At 67.6% G+C, this 19,854-nt stretch carries 13 protein-coding genes and 1 tRNA gene; all 14 read right to left on the bottom strand.

All coding sequences use genetic code 11. The features are described from left to right. Positions 1–123 precede the first annotated feature (123 nt). A complete protein-coding gene (gene fusA / locus VQ02_RS29375) occupies positions 124–2,199 on the bottom strand; it encodes an elongation factor G (RefSeq protein ID WP_048447791.1) in 2,076 nt (691 codons plus the stop codon). Positions 2,200–2,256: 57 nt separating this feature from the next. Continuing rightward, positions 2,257–2,727: a 30S ribosomal protein S7 gene (gene rpsG, locus VQ02_RS29370; protein ID WP_048447790.1), complete on the bottom strand. Its 471-nt coding sequence runs from the start codon at positions 2,725–2,727 to the stop codon at positions 2,257–2,259. 114 nt (positions 2,728–2,841) lie between these two features. Then, positions 2,842–3,213 carry a 30S ribosomal protein S12 gene (rpsL, locus tag VQ02_RS29365; RefSeq protein ID WP_048429408.1) on the bottom strand — a complete coding sequence of 124 codons (372 nt, stop codon included), beginning with the start codon at positions 3,211–3,213 and terminating at the stop codon, positions 2,842–2,844. A gap of 452 nt (positions 3,214–3,665) precedes the next feature. Further along, complete coding sequence (gene rpoC / locus VQ02_RS29360; RefSeq protein ID WP_048447789.1) at positions 3,666–7,871, bottom strand: DNA-directed RNA polymerase subunit beta'; 4,206 nt, start codon at positions 7,869–7,871, stop codon at positions 3,666–3,668. 132 nt (positions 7,872–8,003) lie between these two features. Next, the gene (gene rpoB, locus VQ02_RS29355) at positions 8,004–12,128 is read right to left on the bottom strand and encodes a DNA-directed RNA polymerase subunit beta (protein ID WP_048447788.1); all 4,125 of its coding nucleotides are present in this window, start codon (positions 12,126–12,128) and stop codon (positions 8,004–8,006) included. Positions 12,129–12,399: 271 nt separating this feature from the next. Continuing rightward, entirely contained in the window at positions 12,400–12,777 is a 378-nt protein-coding gene (gene rplL, locus VQ02_RS29350; protein ID WP_048429411.1) for a 50S ribosomal protein L7/L12, read from the bottom strand. A 50-nt stretch (positions 12,778–12,827) separates the two neighbouring features. Continuing rightward, the gene (rplJ, locus tag VQ02_RS29345) at positions 12,828–13,361 is read right to left on the bottom strand and encodes a 50S ribosomal protein L10 (protein WP_048447787.1); all 534 of its coding nucleotides are present in this window, start codon (positions 13,359–13,361) and stop codon (positions 12,828–12,830) included. Positions 13,362–13,868: 507 nt separating this feature from the next. Further along, positions 13,869–15,482 (bottom strand): B12-binding domain-containing radical SAM protein, encoded by a 1,614-nt coding sequence (locus VQ02_RS29340; protein WP_048447786.1) that lies wholly within the window; start codon positions 15,480–15,482, stop codon positions 13,869–13,871. Positions 15,483–15,632: 150 nt separating this feature from the next. Next, positions 15,633–16,340 (bottom strand): 50S ribosomal protein L1, encoded by a 708-nt coding sequence (gene rplA, locus VQ02_RS29335; RefSeq protein ID WP_048447785.1) that lies wholly within the window; start codon positions 16,338–16,340, stop codon positions 15,633–15,635. A gap of 12 nt (positions 16,341–16,352) precedes the next feature. Then, positions 16,353–16,802, bottom strand: coding sequence for a 50S ribosomal protein L11 (gene rplK, locus VQ02_RS29330; protein WP_048430287.1), 450 nt, complete (start codon positions 16,800–16,802; stop codon positions 16,353–16,355). Between the two features lie 181 nt (positions 16,803–16,983). Continuing rightward, positions 16,984–17,517: a transcription termination/antitermination protein NusG gene (nusG, locus tag VQ02_RS29325; protein ID WP_048447792.1), complete on the bottom strand. Its 534-nt coding sequence runs from the start codon at positions 17,515–17,517 to the stop codon at positions 16,984–16,986. A gap of 68 nt (positions 17,518–17,585) precedes the next feature. Continuing rightward, positions 17,586–17,870: a preprotein translocase subunit SecE gene (gene secE, locus VQ02_RS29320; RefSeq protein WP_048447784.1), complete on the bottom strand. Its 285-nt coding sequence runs from the start codon at positions 17,868–17,870 to the stop codon at positions 17,586–17,588. A 193-nt stretch (positions 17,871–18,063) separates the two neighbouring features. After that, positions 18,064–18,140: transfer RNA gene (locus VQ02_RS29315), tRNA-Trp, on the bottom strand. Positions 18,141–18,663: 523 nt separating this feature from the next. Further along, entirely contained in the window at positions 18,664–19,854 is a 1,191-nt protein-coding gene (gene tuf / locus VQ02_RS29310; protein WP_048447783.1) for an elongation factor Tu, read from the bottom strand.

The following is a 19,854-nucleotide window of genomic DNA, read 5'->3' as shown; positions in this document are numbered from 1 at the left end:
CGAAAACTTTTCCTTGGCCATCGCCAAAACTCCGTCGATCGAATGCGTGCGTAGAAGAGTTGAGCGGCGCCCACCCGGGCGGGCGCCGGAACCGTGATCCGGCCCCTCAGCGGGCCGAGACCGTTAGGCGTACTTCGCCACCACCTTCTCGGCCTCGCCGCGCGGGACCTCCTCGTAGTGGTCGAACTGCATCGTGAAGTTCGCGCGCCCCTGGGTGAAGGAGCGCAGCTGGTTCACGTAGCCGAACATGTTGGCCAGCGGCACCATCGCGTTGATGACGTTGGCGTTGCCGCGCATGTCCTGGCCCTGGATCTGGCCGCGCCGGGAGTTCAGGTCGCCGATGACCGAGCCGGTGTAGTCCTCCGGGGTCACGACCTCGACCTTCATCACCGGCTCGAGCAGGACCGAGCCACCCTTCTGCAGGGCCTCGCGGAGCGCCGCCCGCGAGGCGATCTCGAAGGCCAGAGCCGAGGAGTCGACCTCGTGGTAGGCGCCGTCGATCAGCTCCACCTTGATGTCGACCACCGGGAAGCCCGCCAGGATGCCGGCGGTCAGGACGCTGTTGAGGCCCTTCTCGACGCCCGGGATGTACTCCTTGGGCACCGAACCACCGACGATCTTCGACTCGAACGCGTAGCCGGCACCCGGCTCGTTCGGCTCGACCACGAACTTCACCCGCGCGAACTGACCGGTGCCCCCGGTCTGCTTCTTGTGGGTGTAGTCGATCTCGGTGCGCTTGGTCAGCTTCTCCCGGTACGCGACCTGCGGCTGGCCGATATTGGCCTCGACCTTGTAGGTGCGCTTCAGGATGTCGACCTTGATGTCGAGGTGGAGTTCGCCCATCCCCTTCAGGATGGTCTGGCCCGACTCCTGGTCGGTCGAGACCCGGAAGGACGGATCCTCGGCAGCGAGCTTCGAGAGCGCGATGCCGAGCTTCTCCTGGTCCGCCTTGGACTTGGGCTCGACGGCGATCTCGATGACCGGCTCCGGGAACTCCATCTTCTCGAGGATCACGGCCTTGTTCGGGTCGCACAGCGTGTCGCCGGTGCGGGTGTCCTTCAGGCCCGCGAGCGCCACGATGTCACCGGCGAACGCCTCCTTGATGTCCTCGCGGTTGTTCGCGTGCATCAGGAGCATGCGGCCGACCCGCTCCTTCTTGTCACGGGTCGAGTTGATGACGTTCGCGCCCGACTCGACCTTGCCCGAGTACACGCGGCAGAAGGTGATCGTGCCGACGTGGGGGTCGTCCATGATCTTGAAGGCGAGCATGGAGAAGGGGTCGGTGTCCGACGGACGGCGCACCACCTCTTCCTCGGTCTTGAAGTCGATGCCCTTGATCTCGCCGCGGTCGGCGGGAGACGGCAGGTAGTCGACGACCGCGTCGAGCAGGGGCTGCACGCCCTTGTTCTTGAAGGCCGAGCCGCACAGCACCGGGTGGAAGGCGCGACGCTGCACCGCCGTGCGCACGAGCCTGCGCATGGTCGCCTCGTCGGGCTCGTTGCCCTCGAGGTAGGCGGTCATGGCATCGTCGTCCATCTCGACGCAGGCCTCGACCAGCTTGGTGCGGTACTCCGCGGCCTGGTCGGCGAGGTCGGCCGGGATCTCCTCCTCGGAGAAGTTGGCGCCGAGCGCCTCACCCGACCACACGATCGCCTTCATCTTGATCAGGTCGACGACGCCCTTGAACGAGCTCTCGGCGCCGATCGGCAGCTGCAGGCAGACCGGCTTGCCGGCAACGCGGTCGATGATGTCGGCAACGCACTTGAAGAAGTCGGCGCCGATCTTGTCCATCTTGTTGACGAACACGACGCGCGGCACGTCGTACTTGTCGGCCTGGCGCCACACCGTCTCGGTCTGCGGCTCCACGCCCTGGTTGCCGTCGAGCACGCACACTGCGCCGTCGAGCACGCGCAGGGACCGCTCCACCTCGATGGTGAAGTCGACGTGCCCGGGGGTGTCGATGATGTTCAGGCGCTTGTCGCGCCAGAAGCAGGTGGTCGCAGCCGAGGTGATCGTGATGCCACGCTCCTGCTCCTGCTCCATCCAGTCCATGGTGGCGGCGCCCTCATGGACCTCGCCGATCTTGTGGGACTTGCCGGTGTAGTAGAGGATCCGCTCGGTCGTCGTGGTCTTGCCGGCATCGATGTGGGCCATGATGCCGAAGTTGCGGTAGTCCTCGATCGCGTGCGTGCGGGGCATCGGGGGGCTCCTGAAGAAGGGGGCCGCCGCATCCGAAGGGCGGCGGCGAGGCAGCGTTTACCAGCGATAGTGCGAGAACGCGCGGTTGGCCTCGGCCATCCGGTGGGTGTCCTCGCGCTTCTTCACGGCGTTGCCGCGGTTGTTGGCGGCGTCGAGCAGCTCGGCGGAGAGGCGCTCGACCATGGTGCGGTCGTTGCGCGAGCGGGCGGCCTGGATCAGCCAGCGGATCGCCAGCGCCTGGCGGCGCTCGGTGCGGACCTCGACGGGCACCTGGTAGGTGGCGCCGCCGACGCGCCGCGAGCGGACCTCGATCGCCGGGGCGACGTTGTCGAGGGCGGCGCGGAACACCTCGATCGGGTTCGCCTTCGCCCGGGCTTCGATGATGTCGAACGCGCCGTAGACGATGCTCTCGGCGACCGACTTCTTGCCCTCGTACATCACCGAGTTCATGAACTTGGTGAGGACGACGTCGCCGTACTTGGCGTCCGGGATGATCTCGCGCTTCTCGGCACTGTGGCGGCGGGACATCGCTCGCTCCGTTCTTAAGCTCTAAAAATCAACTGTTGTGCCCCGCGCAGGCCGCCTCGAGCATCACGCCGGCGGCATCCTTGCGGGACAGGCGATAGGGTACCGGTCCGCGACTTACTTCGGCCGCTTGGCGCCGTACTTCGAGCGCCGCTGCTTGCGGTTCTTGACGCCCTGGGTGTCGAGCACGCCGCGCAGGATGTGGTAGCGCACGCCCGGAAGGTCCTTCACGCGGCCGCCGCGGATCATCACCACGGAGTGCTCCTGAAGGTTGTGGCCCTCGCCCGGGATGTAGCCGATGACCTCGAAGCCGTTGGTCAGGCGAACCTTGGCGACCTTCCGGAGCGCCGAGTTCGGCTTCTTCGGGGTCGTGGTGTAGACGCGGGTGCAGACGCCGCGCTTCTGCGGGCAGGCGTCGAGAGCCGGCACCTTGTTGCGGGCCTTCTGCGCCTTCCGCGGATTGGCGATCAGCTGGTTGATCGTCGGCATGCCATTCCTCTCGCAACGCGTCGCCGTCCGGGCGACCGTCGTTTCCCAAAATCTCGTCTGAACGACCGTCGCTCCCGTGAGGGAGCACAACGCAAATCGCGCCCCAGGCTGAAACCAGCCTTTGGCGCGCCATGCGAGCAGAGGACCACCGGAGCAGAAGCCCCAGCGATCATGCCGGTCTGACACGTGTCAGTCGGTTTGAAGTTCGGTCGCGTTTAGGAGACTTGGATCGAGGCACGAAGGGCACGTCGATCAGCTGTCGCCTACGGCCAGCCGTTCAGTAGGAGGGCCTATTACGGGCTGAGCCCCCGCCCGTCAAGCGGAAACTTTCCCTTAAAGCTTGGCTGCTTACGCGAGAAGGCCGGCGCTCCCGGGGGAGCGCCGGCCCAAGATCTCGGCCTGGTGTGGCGGGCCGGCGGGCGCGGGCCCGCCGGGTGGAAGGTCCCCCTCGCCTACTCGGCGGCCGGGAGCTGCTCGGCGACCGCCGCGCCGCTCTCGGCGGACTTCTGGGCCATGATCAGGTTGTCGCGGCGGCGCGCGATCGACTTGATGTCGGCGATCATCGCGCCGGTGCCCGCGGGGATGAGCGAGCCGACGATGACGTTCTCCTTCAGGCCCTCGAGGTTGTCGACCTTGCCGTTGACCGCCGCCTCGGTGAGGACGCGGGTGGTCTCCTGGAACGAGGCCGCCGAGATGAACGAGCGGGTCTGCAGCGAGGCCTTGGTGATGCCGAGCAGGACGGGGACGCCCTGCACCGGCTTCTTGCCCTCGGCGGTCAGCTGCTCGTTGATCTCCGCGAGCTCCGTCCGGTCGATCTGGTCGCCGGTCAGGATCTCGGAATCGCCGCCGTCGGTGATCTCCACCTTCTGCAGCATCTGCCGGACGATGACCTCGATGTGCTTGTCGTTGATCGACACGCCCTGCAGCCGGTAGACCTCCTGGATCTCGTTGACGAGGTAGGCGGCGAGTTCCTCCACGCCCTTGATCGCCAGGATGTCGTGCGGCGCCGGGTTGCCGTCGACGATGAAGTCGCCGATCTCGACCACGTCGCCGTCCTGCAGGTGGATGTGCTTGCCTTTCGGGATCAGGTACTCCACCGGCTCGGAGCCGTCATGCGGGGTCAGGCTCAGGCGGCGCTTGTTCTTGTAGTCGCGCCCGAACGAGATCATGCCGGACTTCTCGGCGATGATCGCCGCGTCCTTCGGCCGGCGCGCCTCGAACAGCTCCGCCACCCGCGGCAGACCGCCGGTGATGTCGCGGGTCTTGGCGCTCTCGGTCGAGACGCGGGCGAGGATGTCGCCGGCCTTCACCCGGGTGCCGGGATCGACGCCGATGATCGCCTCGACCGGCAGCAGCGAGCGCGCGTCCGAGCCGCGCGGCAGCTTCTGCACCCGACCGTTCTGGTCGTGGATCGCGATCGCCGGACGCAGGTCCGCCGTCCGCGCCGAGCCGCGCCAGTCGATGACGACGCGCTTGGCGATGCCCGTCGACTCGTCGGTCGTCTCGGTGATCGACTGGCCGTCGATCAGGTCCTCGTAGGCCACGATGCCGTCGATCTCGGTCAGGATCGGCCGGGTGTAGGGGTCCCACTCGGCGATGCGCTGGCCGCGCTTGATGGCGTCGCCCTCGTCGACGCGGACGCGGGCGCCGTACTGCAGGCGGTGGACCGCCCGCTCGGTGCCGTCCGGCCCGACGATGACCACCGCCACGTTGCGGCCGGTGGCGATCAGGTCGCCGTCCGAGTTGCGGGCGAGACCGCGGTTGCGGATCTTCACCGTGCCCTCGAAGCTCGACTCGATGAAGGACGAGTCGGCGATCTGGGCCGCGCCGCCGATGTGGAAGGTGCGCATCGTGAGCTGGGTGCCCGGCTCGCCGATCGACTGCGCCGCGATCACGCCGACGGCTTCGCCCATGTTGACGGGCGTGCCGCGGGCGAGGTCGCGCCCGTAGCAGGTGGCGCAGACGCCGTTCTTGGTCGCGCAGACCAGGACCGAGCGGATCTTCACCTCCTGGATGCCGGCCTTGGTGATCGGCTCGAGGTGCTTCTCCTCGATGGTCTGGCCCTTGGCGACGATGATCGAGCCGTCATTGGCGACCAGGTCCTCGGCCGTGGCGCGGCCGAGGATGCGGGTCGCCAGCGAGGCCACGACCTGGCCGGCGTCGATGATCGCGCGCATCCGGATGCCGCTCTCGGTGCCGCAATCCGTCTCGCGGATCACCGCGTCCTGGGCCACGTCGACGAGGCGGCGGGTCAGGTAGCCGGAGTTGGCGGTCTTGAGCGCGGTGTCGGCGAGGCCCTTGCGGGCGCCGTGCGTCGAGTTGAAGTACTCGAGCACGTCCAGGCCTTCCTTGAAGTTCGAGATGATCGGGGTCTCGATGATCTCGCCCGAGGGCTTGGCCATCAGACCGCGCATCGCCGCGAGCTGCTTCATCTGGGCCGGCGAGCCGCGGGCGCCGGAGTGGCTCATCATGTAGATCGAGTTGACCTGGCGATCGGCGCCGTGCTCGTCCTTCTGCACGGACGAGATGCGGTTCATCATCTCGCCGGCGAGACGGTCCGAGCACTTGGCCCAGGCGTCAACGACCTTGTTGTACTTCTCGCCCTGGGTGATCAGGCCGTCCTGGTACTGCTGCTCGTAGTCCTTCACGAGCGCGCGGGTCTCGTCGACGATCGACCACTTGTTGTCCGGCACCACCATGTCGTCCTTGCCGAACGAGATGCCGGCGCGGAAGGCGTGGCTGAAGCCGAGGCCCATGATGCGGTCGCAGAAGATCACCGACTCCTTCTGACCGCAGTGGCGGTAGACGGTGTCGATCATCGCCGAGATCTCCTTCTTGGTCATCAGCTTGTTGACGACGTCGAAGGGGACCTTGGGGTGGCGCGGCAGCACGCTCGACAGGATCACGCGGCCCGGCGTGGTGTCGTAGATGCGCACGACCTCGTTGCCGTCGGGGCCGAGGCCCTTCCAGCGCCACTTGATCTTCGAGTGCAGCGTCACCGTGCGGGCCGCGAGCGCGTGCTCGAGCTCGCCGATGTTGCCGAACACGCCGCGCATCGGGTTCTGCGGATCGTTCGGCTTGTGCTCGCCCGGCGCGCCGTCGGCGACGATCGACAGGTAGTACAGGCCGAGCACGATGTCCTGCGACGGCACGATGATCGGCGCGCCGTTCGCCGGGTGCAGGATGTTGTTCGTCGACATCATCAGGACGCGCGCTTCCAGCTGAGCCTCAAGGCTCAGGGGGACGTGCACGGCCATCTGGTCGCCGTCGAAGTCGGCGTTGAACGCGGCGCAGACCAGCGGGTGCAGCTGGATCGCCTTGCCCTCGATCAGCTTCGGCTCGAAGGCCTGGATGCCGAGCCGGTGCAGCGTCGGCGCCCGGTTCAGCATCACCGGGTGCTCGCGGATCACCTCGTCCAGGATGTCCCAGACCTCAGGCTTCTCCTTCTCGACGAGCTTCTTGGCCTGCTTCACCGTGGCCGAGAAGCCCTTGGCGTCGAGGCGCGCGTAGATGAACGGCTTGAACAGCTCGAGCGCCATCTTCTTCGGCAGCCCGCACTGGTGCAGCTTCAGCTCCGGGCCGACCACGATGACCGAGCGGCCGGAATAGTCCACGCGCTTGCCGAGCAGGTTCTGGCGGAACCGGCCCTGCTTGCCCTTCAGCATATCGGCGAGCGACTTCAGCGGGCGCTTGTTGGCGCCGGTGATGACGCGGCCGCGCCGGCCGTTGTCGAACAGCGCGTCGACCGCCTCCTGCAGCATCCGCTTCTCGTTGCGGATGATGATGTCCGGCGCGCGCAGCTCGATCAGCCGCTTGAGGCGGTTGTTGCGGTTGATGACGCGGCGGTAGAGGTCGTTGAGGTCCGAGGTCGCGAAGCGGCCGCCGTCGAGGGGCACGAGCGGGCGCAGGTCCGGCGGGATCACCGGCACGACGGTCAGGATCATCCACTCGGGCCGGTTGCCCGAGAGCTGGAACGCCTCGATGATCTTGAGGCGCTTGAGCAGCTTCTTGGGCTTCAGCTCGGAGGTGGTGGTGGCGATCTCCTCGCGCAGGTCGGCCGCGATCTTGTCGAGGTCGAGCTCCTGCAGGATGCGCCGGATCGCCTCCGCGCCGATCATCGCGGTGAACGAATCCTCGCCGTACTCCTCCTGTGCGCGCAGGTACTCCTCCTCCGAGAGGAGCTGACGCTCCTTCAAGGGGGTGAGGCCCGGCTCGATGACGACGTAGGACTCGAAGTACAGGATGCGCTCAAGGTCCTTGAGCGCCATGTCGAGCAGCAGGCCGATGCGGCTCGGCAGCGACTTCAGGAACCAGATGTGGGCGACGGGCGCGGCGAGCTCGATGTGGCCCATGCGGTCGCGCCGCACGCGCGCGAGGGTGACCTCGACGCCGCACTTCTCGCAGATCACGCCCTTGTACTTCATGCGCTTGTACTTGCCGCACAAGCACTCGTAATCCTTGATCGGCCCGAAGATCCGGGCGCAGAACAGGCCGTCACGCTCCGGCTTGAACGTGCGGTAGTTGATGGTCTCAGGCTTCTTGATCTCGCCGTAGGACCAGGACAGGATCTTCTCAGGCGACGAGATCGAGATCTTGATCTGGTCGAAGCTCTGAGGCTGAGCCTGCTGGTTGAAAAGATTCATGACCTCTTGGTTCATGATCTGCTCCTTGGCTGACGGGGCGCCGTGAAGGGCCGGGCCGGCGGCCGCCGTCTAAGGGAAACGGGTGCGGCGGCCGGACCCCGGTCGGGGCCCCGCCGCCTCTCGCGATGGGCGTTCCGTGAGAGCGGCCTACTCGGCCGCTTCCGGGGGCGCCTCCAGCTGGTCGTTGGCGGCGCGCTTGGAGGACAGGAGCTCGACGTTGAGGCCGAGCGACCGCATCTCCTTCACCAGCACGTTGAAGCTCTCCGGGATGCCCGCCTCGAAGGTGTCGTCGCCGCGCACGATGGCCTCGTAGACCTTGGTGCGGCCGGCGACGTCGTCGGACTTCACCGTCAGCATCTCCTGCAGCGTGTAGGCGGCGCCGTAGGCCTCGAGGGCCCACACCTCCATCTCGCCGAAGCGCTGGCCGCCGAACTGCGCCTTGCCGCCCAGGGGCTGCTGGGTGACGAGCGAGTACGGACCGATCGAGCGCGCGTGGATCTTGTCGTCCACCAGGTGGTGCAGCTTCAGCATGTAGATGTAGCCGACCGTGACCTTGCGGTCGAAGGGCTCGCCGGTGCGCCCGTCGTAGAGCGTCGACTGGCCCGAACGGTCGAGGCCCGCCATCTCCAGCATCGCCTCGATGTCGGCCTCCTTGGCGCCGTTGAACACCGGGGTGGCCATCGGCACGCCGCGGCGCAGGTTGTTGCCGACCTCGGCGAGCTCCTGGTCGGACAGGCCGGCCAGCTCGGACTCGCTGTAGATCGCCTTCATGCGCTCGCGCAGGGGCTCGACGTCGTGGGTGCGCAGATACGCGTCCACGGCCTGCGAGACCTGCCGGCCGAGGCCGGCGGCGGCCCAGCCCAGATGCGTCTCGAGGATCTGGCCGACATTCATCCGGCTCGGCACGCCGAGCGGGTTGAGCACGATGTCGGCATGGGTGCCGTCCTCCAGGAACGGCATGTCCTCGATCGGCACGATGCGCGAGACCACGCCCTTGTTGCCGTGGCGGCCCGCCATCTTGTCGCCGGGCTGGATCTTGCGCTTCACCGCCACGAAGACCTTGACCATCTTCATGACGCCCGGGGGCAGCTCGTCGCCGCGCTGAAGCTTCTCGACCTTGTCGAGGAAGCGCTGCTCGAGGCGCTTCTTCGACTCGTCGTACTGCTTCTGCATCGCCTCCATCTCGGTCATGAGACGGTCGTCGACGACGGCGAACTGCCACCACTGCGAGCGGGGATAATCCGCCAGCAGCTCGCGGGTGAGCGTGGTGTCCTTCTTGAAGCCCTTCGGGCCGGCCACCGGCGACTGGCCGACCAGGAGGTCGCCGAGCCGCGCGTAAGTGTTGCGGTCGAGGATCGCCTGCTCGTCGTCGCGGTCCTTGGCGAGGCGCTCGATCTCCTCGCGCTCGATCGCCTGGGCGCGCTCGTCCTTGTCGACGCCGTGGCGGTTGAACACCCGGACCTCGACGATCGTGCCGGTGACGCCCGGCGGCACCCGCAGCGAGGTGTCGCGCACGTCCGAGGCCTTCTCGCCGAAGATGGCGCGGAGAAGCTTCTCCTCCGGCGTCATCGGGCTCTCGCCCTTCGGGGTGATCTTGCCGACCAGGATGTCGCCCGCGTGGACCTCGGCGCCGATATAGACGATGCCGGCCTCGTCGAGGTTCTTGAGCGCCTCCTCCGAGACGTTCGGGATGTCGCGGGTGATCTCCTCCGGCCCGAGCTTGGTGTCGCGGGCCATCACCTCGAACTCCTCGATGTGGATCGAGGTGAACACGTCATCCTTCACGATCCGCTCGGAGAGCAGGATCGAGTCCTCGAAGTTGTAGCCGTTCCACGGCATGAACGCGACGAGCACGTTGCGGCCGAGCGCCAGCTCGCCGAACTCGGTCGAGGGACCGTCGGCGATGATGTCGCCCTTCTTCACCACGTCGCCGACGCGCACGAGCGGCTTCTGGGTGATGCAGGTCGACTGATTCGAGCGCTGGAACTTCTGCAGCCGGTAGATGTCGACGCCGGGCTTCGAGGCATCGGCCTCGTCGGTGGCGCGGATGACGATGCGGGTTGCGTCGACCTGGTCGATGACGCCCGCGCGCCGGGCGCCGATCGCCGCGCCCGAGTCACGCGCGACCACCGCCTCCATGCCGGTGCCGACGAAGGGCGCGTCGGCGCGAACGAGCGGCACCGCCTGGCGCTGCATGTTTGAGCCCATCAGCGCGCGGTTGGCGTCGTCGTTCTCGAGGAACGGGATCAGCGCCGCGGCGACCGAGACGAGCTGCTTCGGCGACACGTCCATCAGGTCGACGCGCTCGGGGCCGACGACGATGACCTCGCCCGCCCGCCGGCAGACCACCAGGTCCTCCGTGAGCTTGCGGTTCTCGTCCATCACCGCGTTCGCCTGGGCGACGTAGTACTTCGCCTCCTCCATGGCCGAGAGGTAGGCGACCTCGTCCGTGACCACGCCGTCGCGCACGCGCCGGAACGGGGTCTCGATGAAGCCGTACTTGTTCACCCGGGCGAAGGTGGCGAGCGAGTTGATCAGGCCGATGTTCGGGCCTTCCGGCGTCTCGATCGGGCAGATCCGGCCGTAATGGGTCGGGTGCACGTCGCGCACCTCGAAGCCGGCGCGCTCGCGGGTCAGGCCGCCCGGGCCGAGGGCCGACAGGCGGCGCTTGTGCGTCACCTCGGAGAGCGGGTTGGTCTGGTCCATGAACTGCGACAGCTGCGACGAGCCGAAGAACTCGCGCACCGCCGCCGCCGCGGGCTTCGCGTTGATCAGGTCCTGCGGCATCACGGTGTCGATGTCGACGGACGACATCCGCTCCTTGATGGCGCGCTCCATGCGCAGGAGACCCAGGCGGTACTGGTTCTCCATCAGCTCGCCGACCGAGCGCACCCGGCGGTTGCCGAGGTGGTCGATGTCGTCGATCTCGCCCTTGCCGTCGCGCAGGTCCACCAGCGCCTTGACGACCGCCAGCATGTCCTCCTTGCGCAGGGTGCGCACGGTGTCGGCGGCGTCGAGGTCGAGGCGCATGTTCATCTTCACCCGGCCGACGGCCGAGAGGTCGTAGCGCTCCGCGTCGAAGAACAGCGAGTGGAACATCGCCTCGGCGGTCTCGAGGGTCGGCGGCTCGCCCGGGCGCATCACCCGGTAGATGTCGAACAGCGCGCCCTCCCGGGCCGAGTTCTTGTCGACCGCGAGGGTGTTGCGGATGTAGGGACCGACGTTGACGTGGTCGATGTCGAGGACCGGAATCTCCTCGATGCCGACGTCGGAGAGGCCCTTGAGGACCTTCTCGCTGATCTCGTCGCCGGCCTCGGCGTAGATCTCGCCGGTCTTGTAGTTGACCATGTCCTCGGCGATGTACTGGCCGATCAGGTCCTCGTCGGTGGCGCGCAGGGCCTTCACGCCCTTCTCGGCGATCTGGCGCGCGGCGCGGGCGGTCAGCTTCTTGCCGGCCTCCAGCACCACCTCGCCCGAATCGGCGTCGATCAAGTCGGTCGAGGCCTTGAAGCCCTTCAGGCGCTCCGCGTCGTAGGGCACGCGCCAGTCGCGCCCGTCACGCACGTAGGTGACGCGGTTGTAGAAGGTCGACAGGATCTCCTCGCCGTCGAGGCCGAGCGCGAACAGCAGCGAGGTGACCGGGATCTTGCGCTTGCGGTCGATGCGCGCGTGCACGATGTCCTTGGCGTCGAACTCGACGTCGAGCCAGGAGCCGCGATAGGGGATGATGCGCGCCGCGAACAGGAGCTTGCCCGAGGAGTGGGTCTTGCCCTTGTCGTGGTCGAAGAACACGCCCGGCGAGCGGTGCATCTGCGAGACGATGACGCGCTCGGTGCCGTTGACGATAAAGGTGCCGTTCTCCGTCATCAGGGGCATGTCGCCCATGTAGACGTCCTGCTCCTTGATGTCCTTGACCGACTTGGCGCCGGTATCGGGATCGACGTCGAACACGATCAGCCGCAGGGTCACCTTCAGCGGGGCCGCGAAGGTGATGCCGCGCTGGCGGCACTCGTCGACATCGTACTTCGGCTGCTCGAAGGTGTACTTGACGAACTCGAGGAGCGCGGTCGAGGAGAAGTCGGAAATCGGAAAGACGGACTTGAAGACGGATTGCAGGCCCTCGTCGGCGCGGCCGCCCTCGGGCTCGTCCACCATCAGGAACTGGTCGTATGACGCCTTCTGGACCTCGATGAGGTTCGGCATCTCGGCGACTTCCCGAATTTTGCCGAAGAACTTGCGAATGCGCTTGCGACCGACCAGCGTGTTGGCCATGGGTTGACCTCGCTCCTCATCCACCGCTTATACGGCCCCGGTGGGACGCTTAAGGCTCGTCGCCCGCATCAACCTGCCGTGGCCGAGCGGGCCGCCCGTGCGCCGGCTGCCCGCAATCCTCGAAGACATATGGGGATCCTTGCCCTGGATCCCGAGGGGGTGCGCCGAAGCGACCATAGCCCGCGGGCGCGAGGCCCGCGGGCTGGTGGCCCCGGACCGGCCGCGAGGCCGGATCCGGGACGCGGGGCGGGCCGGGAGGCCCGCCATCGCCTTACTTGAGCTCGACCTTGGCGCCGGCCTTCTCGAGCTGGGCCTTGAGCTTGGCGGCGTCGTCCTTGGACACGCCCTCCTTGACCGGCTTCGGAGCGCCCTCGACCAGGTCCTTGGCCTCCTTGAGGCCGAGGCCGGTGATCGCGCGGACCTCCTTGATGACCTCGATCTTCTTGTCGCCGGCGGCGGCGAGCACGACCGTGAACTCGGTCTGCTCCTCGACCGGGGCGGCAGCGGCGCCACCGGCCGGGCCGGCGGCGACGGCGACGGCGGCGGCCGCCGACACGCCCCACTTCTCCTCGAGCATCTTCGCGAGCTCAGCGGCCTCGAGGACGGTCAGCGAGGACAGGTCGTCGACGAGCTTGGCAAGATCAGCCATTTTTCACTTCCTGTGTTGTCGGTTTGAACGGTTTGGTCTCGAACAGCCCGTTAGGCCGCTTCGTCGGTCTGGGCATCGCCGGTCTTGGCATAGGCTCCGAACACGCGCGCGAGCTTGGCGGCCGGCGCGTTGACGACCTGAGCGATCTTCGTCGCGGGAGCCTGCACGAGGCCCACGAGCTTGGCGCGCAGCTCATCCAGGGACGGCAGCGAGGCCAGGGCCTTCACGCCGTCCGGGTTCAGGGCAGTCGTCCCCATGGCTCCGCCGAGGATGACCAGCTTCTCGTTGGCCTTGGCGAAGTCCACCGCCACCTTCGCGGCCGCGACCGGATCACTCGAATAGGCGAGCAGGGTCGGGCCCTTCAGGAGGGGCTGGATGGAGGCGACGTCCGTGCCTTCGAGAGCGATGTTGGCGAGGCGGTTCTTCGCGACCTTCACGGTGGCGCCGGCCTGCTTCATCTGCCTGCGCAGGTTCTGCATGTCGGCGACCGTGAGGCCCTTGTAGTGGGCCACGACGACGACGGCGGTGTTCGAGAACACCCCGTTGAGCGTCGAGACGAGATCAGCTTTTGCTGCTCTGTCCACCTTGGCTCTCTCCGGTTGGCGGAACCCGGGTGGGCCCCGCCGGTTGCAGTTGCCGCCCAGGATGAGCCGGGGCCTTCGTGAAAAGACCGCGACGTCCTGAACGACGCTTCACGGCCCTGCCCCCGATGCCAAGGACGGTGACGTCCCTCGCCTCGGGCGAGATGGTTCAAACCGACGCCCCACCGACCCGGATGCCCGGGACCGCTGGGGCGGTGAAACTCGGTCTTCCCCGTCTGTGCAGGCTTTGCGGATTAAGCCGGCGGGCCGGCGCCTGCAGTCTCGGACAGGACATGGCCGGACGGGGCGCGAGGGGTTGTCCCCTGAGCCCTTCCGGCCACTCAAGTCACCCGGTTGCCCGGGGACCTCTCTCAAGGACCGGCCGCCTGGCCGAATCCTTTCGATCTCGGAAACGTGGAGCCGGGTCTATAGCGGCGTGCAAGCGGCCTGCCAAGTGCCCGGGAGGAGGAAATTCGGTCGCAGGCCCGATTTCTCGTCGGCGCCGCCGGTTCACGCCGCCTGCCGGGCCCCCGCCCTCCCCGCGGCCTCCGCCTTCGCCTTGTCCTGCGCCGCGTAGAACGAGGCATTGTGCTCGCCGCGCAGGGCCTCGCGGGTGAAGCGGATCAGGTGGTGGGCGACGAAGCCCATGTTGAACACCGCCTCGATCTGCCCGCGCTTGAGGGCATAAGCGGCCGCGCGCCAGAACGGTCGGCGGTAGTCGGAGAACAGGCCGACCCGGGTGAGGATGTTGAAGCCGAGGATCAGGCCGCGGCGCAGGTTGGTCAGGGTCAGCTTGCCGGCGGTGGGGGTGGTGATCCGGTTCGGGTAGGTGACGTCGCACTGGCGCTTGAAGCGCTCGAACAGCTGCTCGGGCGCGTAGGCATGGGCGATGGCCTGGCGCCAGGACTTCACCACGTCGTCGTGCGGGCGCTTGAACAGCACGTTCGATTCGAGGCTGGCGTCGTGCACGAGCCGCCCCTCCCGCTCGAGCCGGTCCCAGAGCGGGGTCTTGGGCAGGGCCTGGAGCAGGTTGATGGTGAGCACCGGAATCGCCGACTTGTCGATGAAGTCGATCAGGTTCTGCTCGGAGCGGTCGGTGTCGGTGTCGAGGCCCAGGATGATGCCGGAGGTGACCTCCAGGCCGTAGGAGTTCAGCGTCTCGATCGCCTCGTACATCGGCACGGCGGCATTGTGGGTCTTGTCGATGCCCTTGAGCGCGTCGGCCTCCGGGGTCTCGATGCCGACGAACACGGTCATGAAGTTCGCCTGGCGCATCAGCTCGAGGATCTCGGGCTGCTTGGCCATGTTGAGCGTCGCCTCGCAGGCGAATTGCAGCGGGTAGTTGTTCCGCTTCTGCCACTCCACCAGGTGGGGCAGCATCTCCCGCGTCGCCTTCCGGTTGCCGATGAAGTTGTCGTCGACGAAGTAGACCACGGCCGGGTGGGCCGGCTGGGCGACGATGGCGTCGAGCTCGGCGCAGAGCTGCTCGGGGGTCTTGAGCCGCGGCTGGCGCCCGTAGAGCTGCGGGATGTCGCAGAACTCGCAGCGATAGGGGCAGCCGGAGGAGAATTGCAGCGAACCGATCAGGTAGCGCCTGAGCGGCACCCGCTCGTAGGCCGGGGCCGGGAAGTCGGAGAGGCCGAGGCGGTCCGTGGTCTCGAACCGCACCGGCTCGTCGGGAACCGCGACCGTCTCGTCGAGGCGCCGGATCAGCGCGTCGGTGGCGTCGCCGATCTCGCCGACGTGGAGGTAGTCGAAATCCGGGTACTTCTCGGGCGCGCCGGAGACCGAGGGACCGCCCAGCACCGCGACCTTGCCGACGGCATGCGCCCGCCGGCCGATCTCGTGGATCTGCCCCTCCTGGATGTGCATGCCCGACACGAACACCGCGTCGGCCCAGGCGAAGTCCTCGGGCGCCGCCCGAGCGATGTTCTCGTCGATGAACCGGACCTCCCATGCCTCGGGCAGGTAGGCGGCGATCACGAGCAGGCCCTGCGGCGGCATGAAGGCCTTCACGCCGCCCATCAGCGGATAGGCGTGCGAGAAGGTGCCGAACGAGGGCGTGTAGGCGGGGAAGACGCAGAGGATGCGTCGCGAGGAGGAGACCGGGACGGAGCTGCGCATGGCCACGTATGTAGCACAGCGGCGCCGGAAGGCTGCCCCGCCGCCTCAGCTTTCTCATCGCACCGCGGCATCGCGAGGGATTGCCCGGAACGCGAAGCGCCCGGTCCGTTGCCGGACCGGGCGCCTGATGGTTCGCGAGGCTCGCGGCGGTTACGCGCCAGCGGCGACCAGAACGCTCGAAGGATCCACCTTCACGCCCGGGCCCATCGTCGAGGAGACGGCGATGCGCTGGATGTAGGTGCCCTTGGCGCCGGCGGGCTTCGCCTTGGCGACCGCGTCCGCGAAGGCGCGGATGTTCTCGACGATCTTCTGCTCGTCGAACGAGACCTTGCCGATGCCGGCGTGGACGATGCCCGCCTTCTCGACGCGGAACTCGACCGAGCCGCCCTTGGCGCCGGCGACGGCGCCCTTCACGTCCATGGTGACGGTGCCGACCTTCGGGTTCGGCATCAGGCCGCGCGGGCCCAGCACCTTACCGAGGCGGCCGACCAGCGGCATCATGTCCGGGGTGGCGATGCAGCGATCGAAGTCGATCGTGCCGCCCTGGATCGTCTCGAGCAGGTCCTCGGCCCCGACGATGTCGGCACCGGCGGCCCGGGCCTCGTCGGCCTTCGGGCCGCGGGCGAACACCGCCACCCGCACGGTCCGGCCGGAGCCGTTCGGCAGGTTGCAGACGCCGCGGACCATCTGGTCAGCGTGGCGCGGGTCGACGCCGAGGTTCATCGAGACCTCGAAGGTCTCGTCGAACTTGGCGGTGGCCCGCTCCTTGATCAGCTTCACCGCGTCGGCGAGCGGATAGAGCTTGGTGACCTCGATGCCCTCGCGGGCGGAGCGGATGCGCTTGCCTGTCTGTGCCATGTCGCCCTCCCCTTACGCGGTGATCTCGAGGCCCATGGCGCGGGCGGAGCCGCGGATCATGGCGACGGCGGAATCGACCGAATCGCAGTTCAGGTCGGGCATCTTCTTCTCGGCGATCTCGCGGATCTGCGCCTCGGAGACCTTGCCGGCGGGCGCGCCCTTGCCGGGGGTCTTCGAGCCGGAGGCCGGCTTCTTGCCGATCTTCAGGCCGGCGGCCTTCTTGAGGAAGAAGGAGACCGGGGGCTGCTTCATCTCGAAGGTGAAGGAGCGGTCCTGATACGCGGTGATGATCACCGGGATCGGGGTGCCCTTCTCGATCTGCGCGGTCTTCGCGTTGAAGGCCTTGCAGAATTCCATGATGTTGAGGCCGCGCTGACCGAGCGCGGGACCGATGGGCGGCGACGGGTTGGCGGCGCCGGCCGGGACCTGAAGCTTCACGTAGCCCGTGATCTTCTTCGCCATGGGACTGCTCCCAGAGTAGCCCTACTGCATGAGGGCGGTTGCAGGTCGCGGTGCGGCCCGGGCTCCCGGAGGCGTGCCGGGCGGGCCTTCCGCGGGTGAGGGGCGGACCGGGAGAACGCGAAGACCGCGCGGGGGCCGGAGCGCCCCGCCGGTGCGTAGTCCCAGGATCCGCCGGGTACGATCAGAGCTTCTCGACCTGACCGTATTCGAGCTCGACCGGGGTGGCCCGGCCGAAGATGGAGACCGCCACCTTGAGGCGGGAGCGGCTCTCGTCGACTTCCTCGACGATGCCGTTGAAGGACGCGAACGGCCCGTCGGCGACGCGGACCTGCTCGCCGACCTCGTAGGAGATCGAGGCCTTCGGGCGCTCGGTGCCTTCCTGCACCTGGCCCTTCACGCGCTCGGCCTCGGCGTCGGAGATTGGCACCGGCTTCGACTTGTCGGCCCCGAGGAAGCCCGTGACCTTCGGTGTGTTCTTGATGAGGTGATAGACCTCGTCGGTGAGGTCGCACTTCACCAGCACGTAGCCCGGGTAGAACTTGCGCTCGGCATCGACCTTGCGGCCGCGGCGCACCTCCACGACCTTCTCGGTCGGAACCATGACCTCGTCGAACTTCTCCGTCAGGCCGCGCTGCGCCGCCTGGTCCTTGATCGACTGCGCGACCTTGTTCTCGAAGTTCGAATAGGCGTGGACGATGTACCAGCGCTTCGACACGGCGTTCACTCCAATCCGGCGCGCGGCCCTTCACGTCGGGCCAGCAGGGAGCCGGGTCTTCTGCTCGATCAGGCCCCGATGCCCAGAACCAGCGTCACGGCGTAACGCAGGACCTGGTCGACGACGGTGAAGAAGATGCTGGCCACCACCACCATGACGAACACCATCAGGGTGGTGACGAGGGTCTCCTTGCGGGTCGGCCAAGTGACCTTCCGGCCCTCGTCGCGAACCTGCTGCAGGAACTCGAACGGCCCGACGCGCTTCTGCGCCGGCCGCGAGGGCGGCGTCGGCGGGGTGCTGCGGGAGGCGTTGCGCCCGAGGTCCATCTTCTTCGTCGCTTCGTTCGATGCCATGGCTCGGACAACCGATGCGCTCGAAACCAACGGCGGCGCGCGAGCTGAAGGATCACCCCCGGCCCGCACCGCCGCCTGTTCGATCTGGGATGGGCGCAGCGTCTAGCGCAGTTGCGTGCGCTTGTCGACTGGCCCGGGCGGATTGTTTCGGAGATCTGCCGGCGGTGGCGGAGGCTCCGGTCGGCGCGGTCCCTGGCAGGAGTGGAGGGACTCGAACCCCCAACCCCCGGTTTTGGAGACCGGTGCTCTGACCAGTTGAGCTACACTCCTGCAGCGCCGCGGCGCGACCGCTCCTTAGCCGCATCGCCGGTCCGGATGCAAGCGGAATGTCGCGACGGGCCGGGGAACCGGACGGGTCCCCGCCTGGCGACACTGTCCAGGTGACCGGGGAGGCCGTGTCCAGAGGCGAGAGCGTGCCGGCATCCGGCTGCGGCCCGGAAGCTGCCGCGGCACCCTCGCCGCCTCGATGCGAAGGTCTGGCGGTTCATGCCCGGCGTTCGGTCCACCAGTGAGTGACTCTGGCACAGCTAACACCTGCCGTGTCATTCCGGGGCCGCGCAGCGGAGCCCGGAATGCGGCGAGCGATCCGCTTCGTCTTGCACCACCTGCGTGTCTGGATTCGGGCTCTGCTTTCGCGGCCCCGGAATGATGTGGCGGATGTTGATTCCGGAGCGGTGCGAGCGGGCACCGGGACATGAGAAACGGGGACACGAAAAAAGGGGCGGACGCCGCCCGGCATCCGCCCCTTGTCTCAGGGCCGGAGCCTCGAGGCTCCGGACCGATGCGTCTCGTCTTACTCGGTGATGGAGGCGACGACGCCGGCTCCGACGGTGCGGCCGCCCTCGCGGATGGCGAAGCGCAGCTTCTCCTCCATGGCGACGGGCACGATCAGGGTGACGTCCATCGTCACGTTGTCGCCCGGCATCACCATCTCGGTGCCTTCCGGCAGCTGGCACACCCCGGTCACGTCCGTGGTCCGGAAGTAGAACTGCGGCCGGTAGTTGGTGAAGAACGGCGTGTGGCGACCGCCCTCCTCCTTGGTCAGGATGTAGGCTTCCGCCTTGAACTTCGTGTGCGGCTTCACCGAACCCGGCTTGCACACCACCTGGCCGCGCTCCACGTCCTCGCGCTTGGTCCCGCGCAGCAGCACGCCGACGTTGTCGCCGGCCTGGCCCTGGTCGAGCAGCTTGCGGAACATCTCGACGCCGGTCACCGTCGTCGTCTGCGTCGCCCGGATGCCGACGATCTCCACCGTCTCACCCACCTTGATGATCCCGCGCTCGACGCGGCCCGTCACCACCGTGCCTCTCCCTGAGATCGAGAACACGTCCTCGATCGGCATCAGGAACGGCAGGTCGACCGGACGCTCCGGCTGCGGGATGTAGGCATCGACGTGCGTCATCAGCTCGAGGATCGCGTCGTGCCCGATCTTCGGCTCGCGGTTCTCCAGCGCGCACAGCGCCGAGCCCTTGGTGATCGGGATGTCGTCGCCCGGGAAGTCGTACTTCGAGAGCAGCTCGCGCACCTCGAGCTCGACCAGGTCCAGCAGCTCCGGATCGTCGACCATGTCGACCTTGTTCATGAACACCACCAGCGCCGGCACGCCGACCTGGCGCGCCAGCAGGATGTGCTCGCGGGTCTGCGGCATCGGGCCGTCGGCGGCCGACACCACCAGGATCGCGCCGTCCATCTGCGCGGCGCCCGTGATCATGTTCTTCACGTAGTCGGCGTGCCCGGGGCAGTCGACGTGCGCGTAGTGCCGGTTCTGGGTCTCGTACTCGACGTGCGCCGTCGAGATCGTGATCCCGCGCGCCTTCTCCTCCGGCGCCTTGTCGATCTGGTCGTAGGCCGTGAACGTGGCCCCGCCCGTCTCAGCCAGAACCTTCGTGATCGCCGCCGTCAGCGACGTCTTGCCGTGATCGACGTGACCGATCGTCCCAATGTTGCAGTGCGGCTTCGTCCGCGAAAACTTTTCCTTGGCCAT

The organism is Methylobacterium variabile, assembly GCF_001043975.1.
In the GTDB taxonomy this organism is placed as follows: domain Bacteria; phylum Pseudomonadota; class Alphaproteobacteria; order Rhizobiales; family Beijerinckiaceae; genus Methylobacterium; species Methylobacterium variabile.
This window is presented reverse-complemented; position numbering and strand designations above follow the sequence as displayed.

Coding starts and splice junctions, on each gene's coding strand:
- fusA (WP_048447791.1), bottom strand. CDS start 2,199: ATGCCCCGCACGCACGCGATCGAGGACTACCGCAACTTCGGCATCATG.
- rpoB (WP_048447788.1), bottom strand. CDS start 12,128: ATGGCCAACACGCTGGTCGGTCGCAAGCGCATTCGCAAGTTCTTCGGC.
- rplA (WP_048447785.1), bottom strand. CDS start 16,340: ATGGCACAGACAGGCAAGCGCATCCGCTCCGCCCGCGAGGGCATCGAG.
- rpsL (WP_048429408.1), bottom strand. CDS start 3,213: ATGCCGACGATCAACCAGCTGATCGCCAATCCGCGGAAGGCGCAGAAG.
- rpoC (WP_048447789.1), bottom strand. CDS start 7,871: ATGAACCAAGAGGTCATGAATCTTTTCAACCAGCAGGCTCAGCCTCAG.
- secE (WP_048447784.1), bottom strand. CDS start 17,870: ATGGCATCGAACGAAGCGACGAAGAAGATGGACCTCGGGCGCAACGCC.
- rplK (WP_048430287.1), bottom strand. CDS start 16,802: ATGGCGAAGAAGATCACGGGCTACGTGAAGCTTCAGGTCCCGGCCGGC.
- tuf (WP_048447783.1), bottom strand. CDS start 19,854: ATGGCCAAGGAAAAGTTTTCGCGGACGAAGCCGCACTGCAACATTGGG.
- rplL (WP_048429411.1), bottom strand. CDS start 12,777: ATGGCTGATCTTGCCAAGCTCGTCGACGACCTGTCCTCGCTGACCGTC.
- VQ02_RS29340 (WP_048447786.1), bottom strand. CDS start 15,482: ATGCGCAGCTCCGTCCCGGTCTCCTCCTCGCGACGCATCCTCTGCGTC.
- rpsG (WP_048447790.1), bottom strand. CDS start 2,727: ATGTCCCGCCGCCACAGTGCCGAGAAGCGCGAGATCATCCCGGACGCC.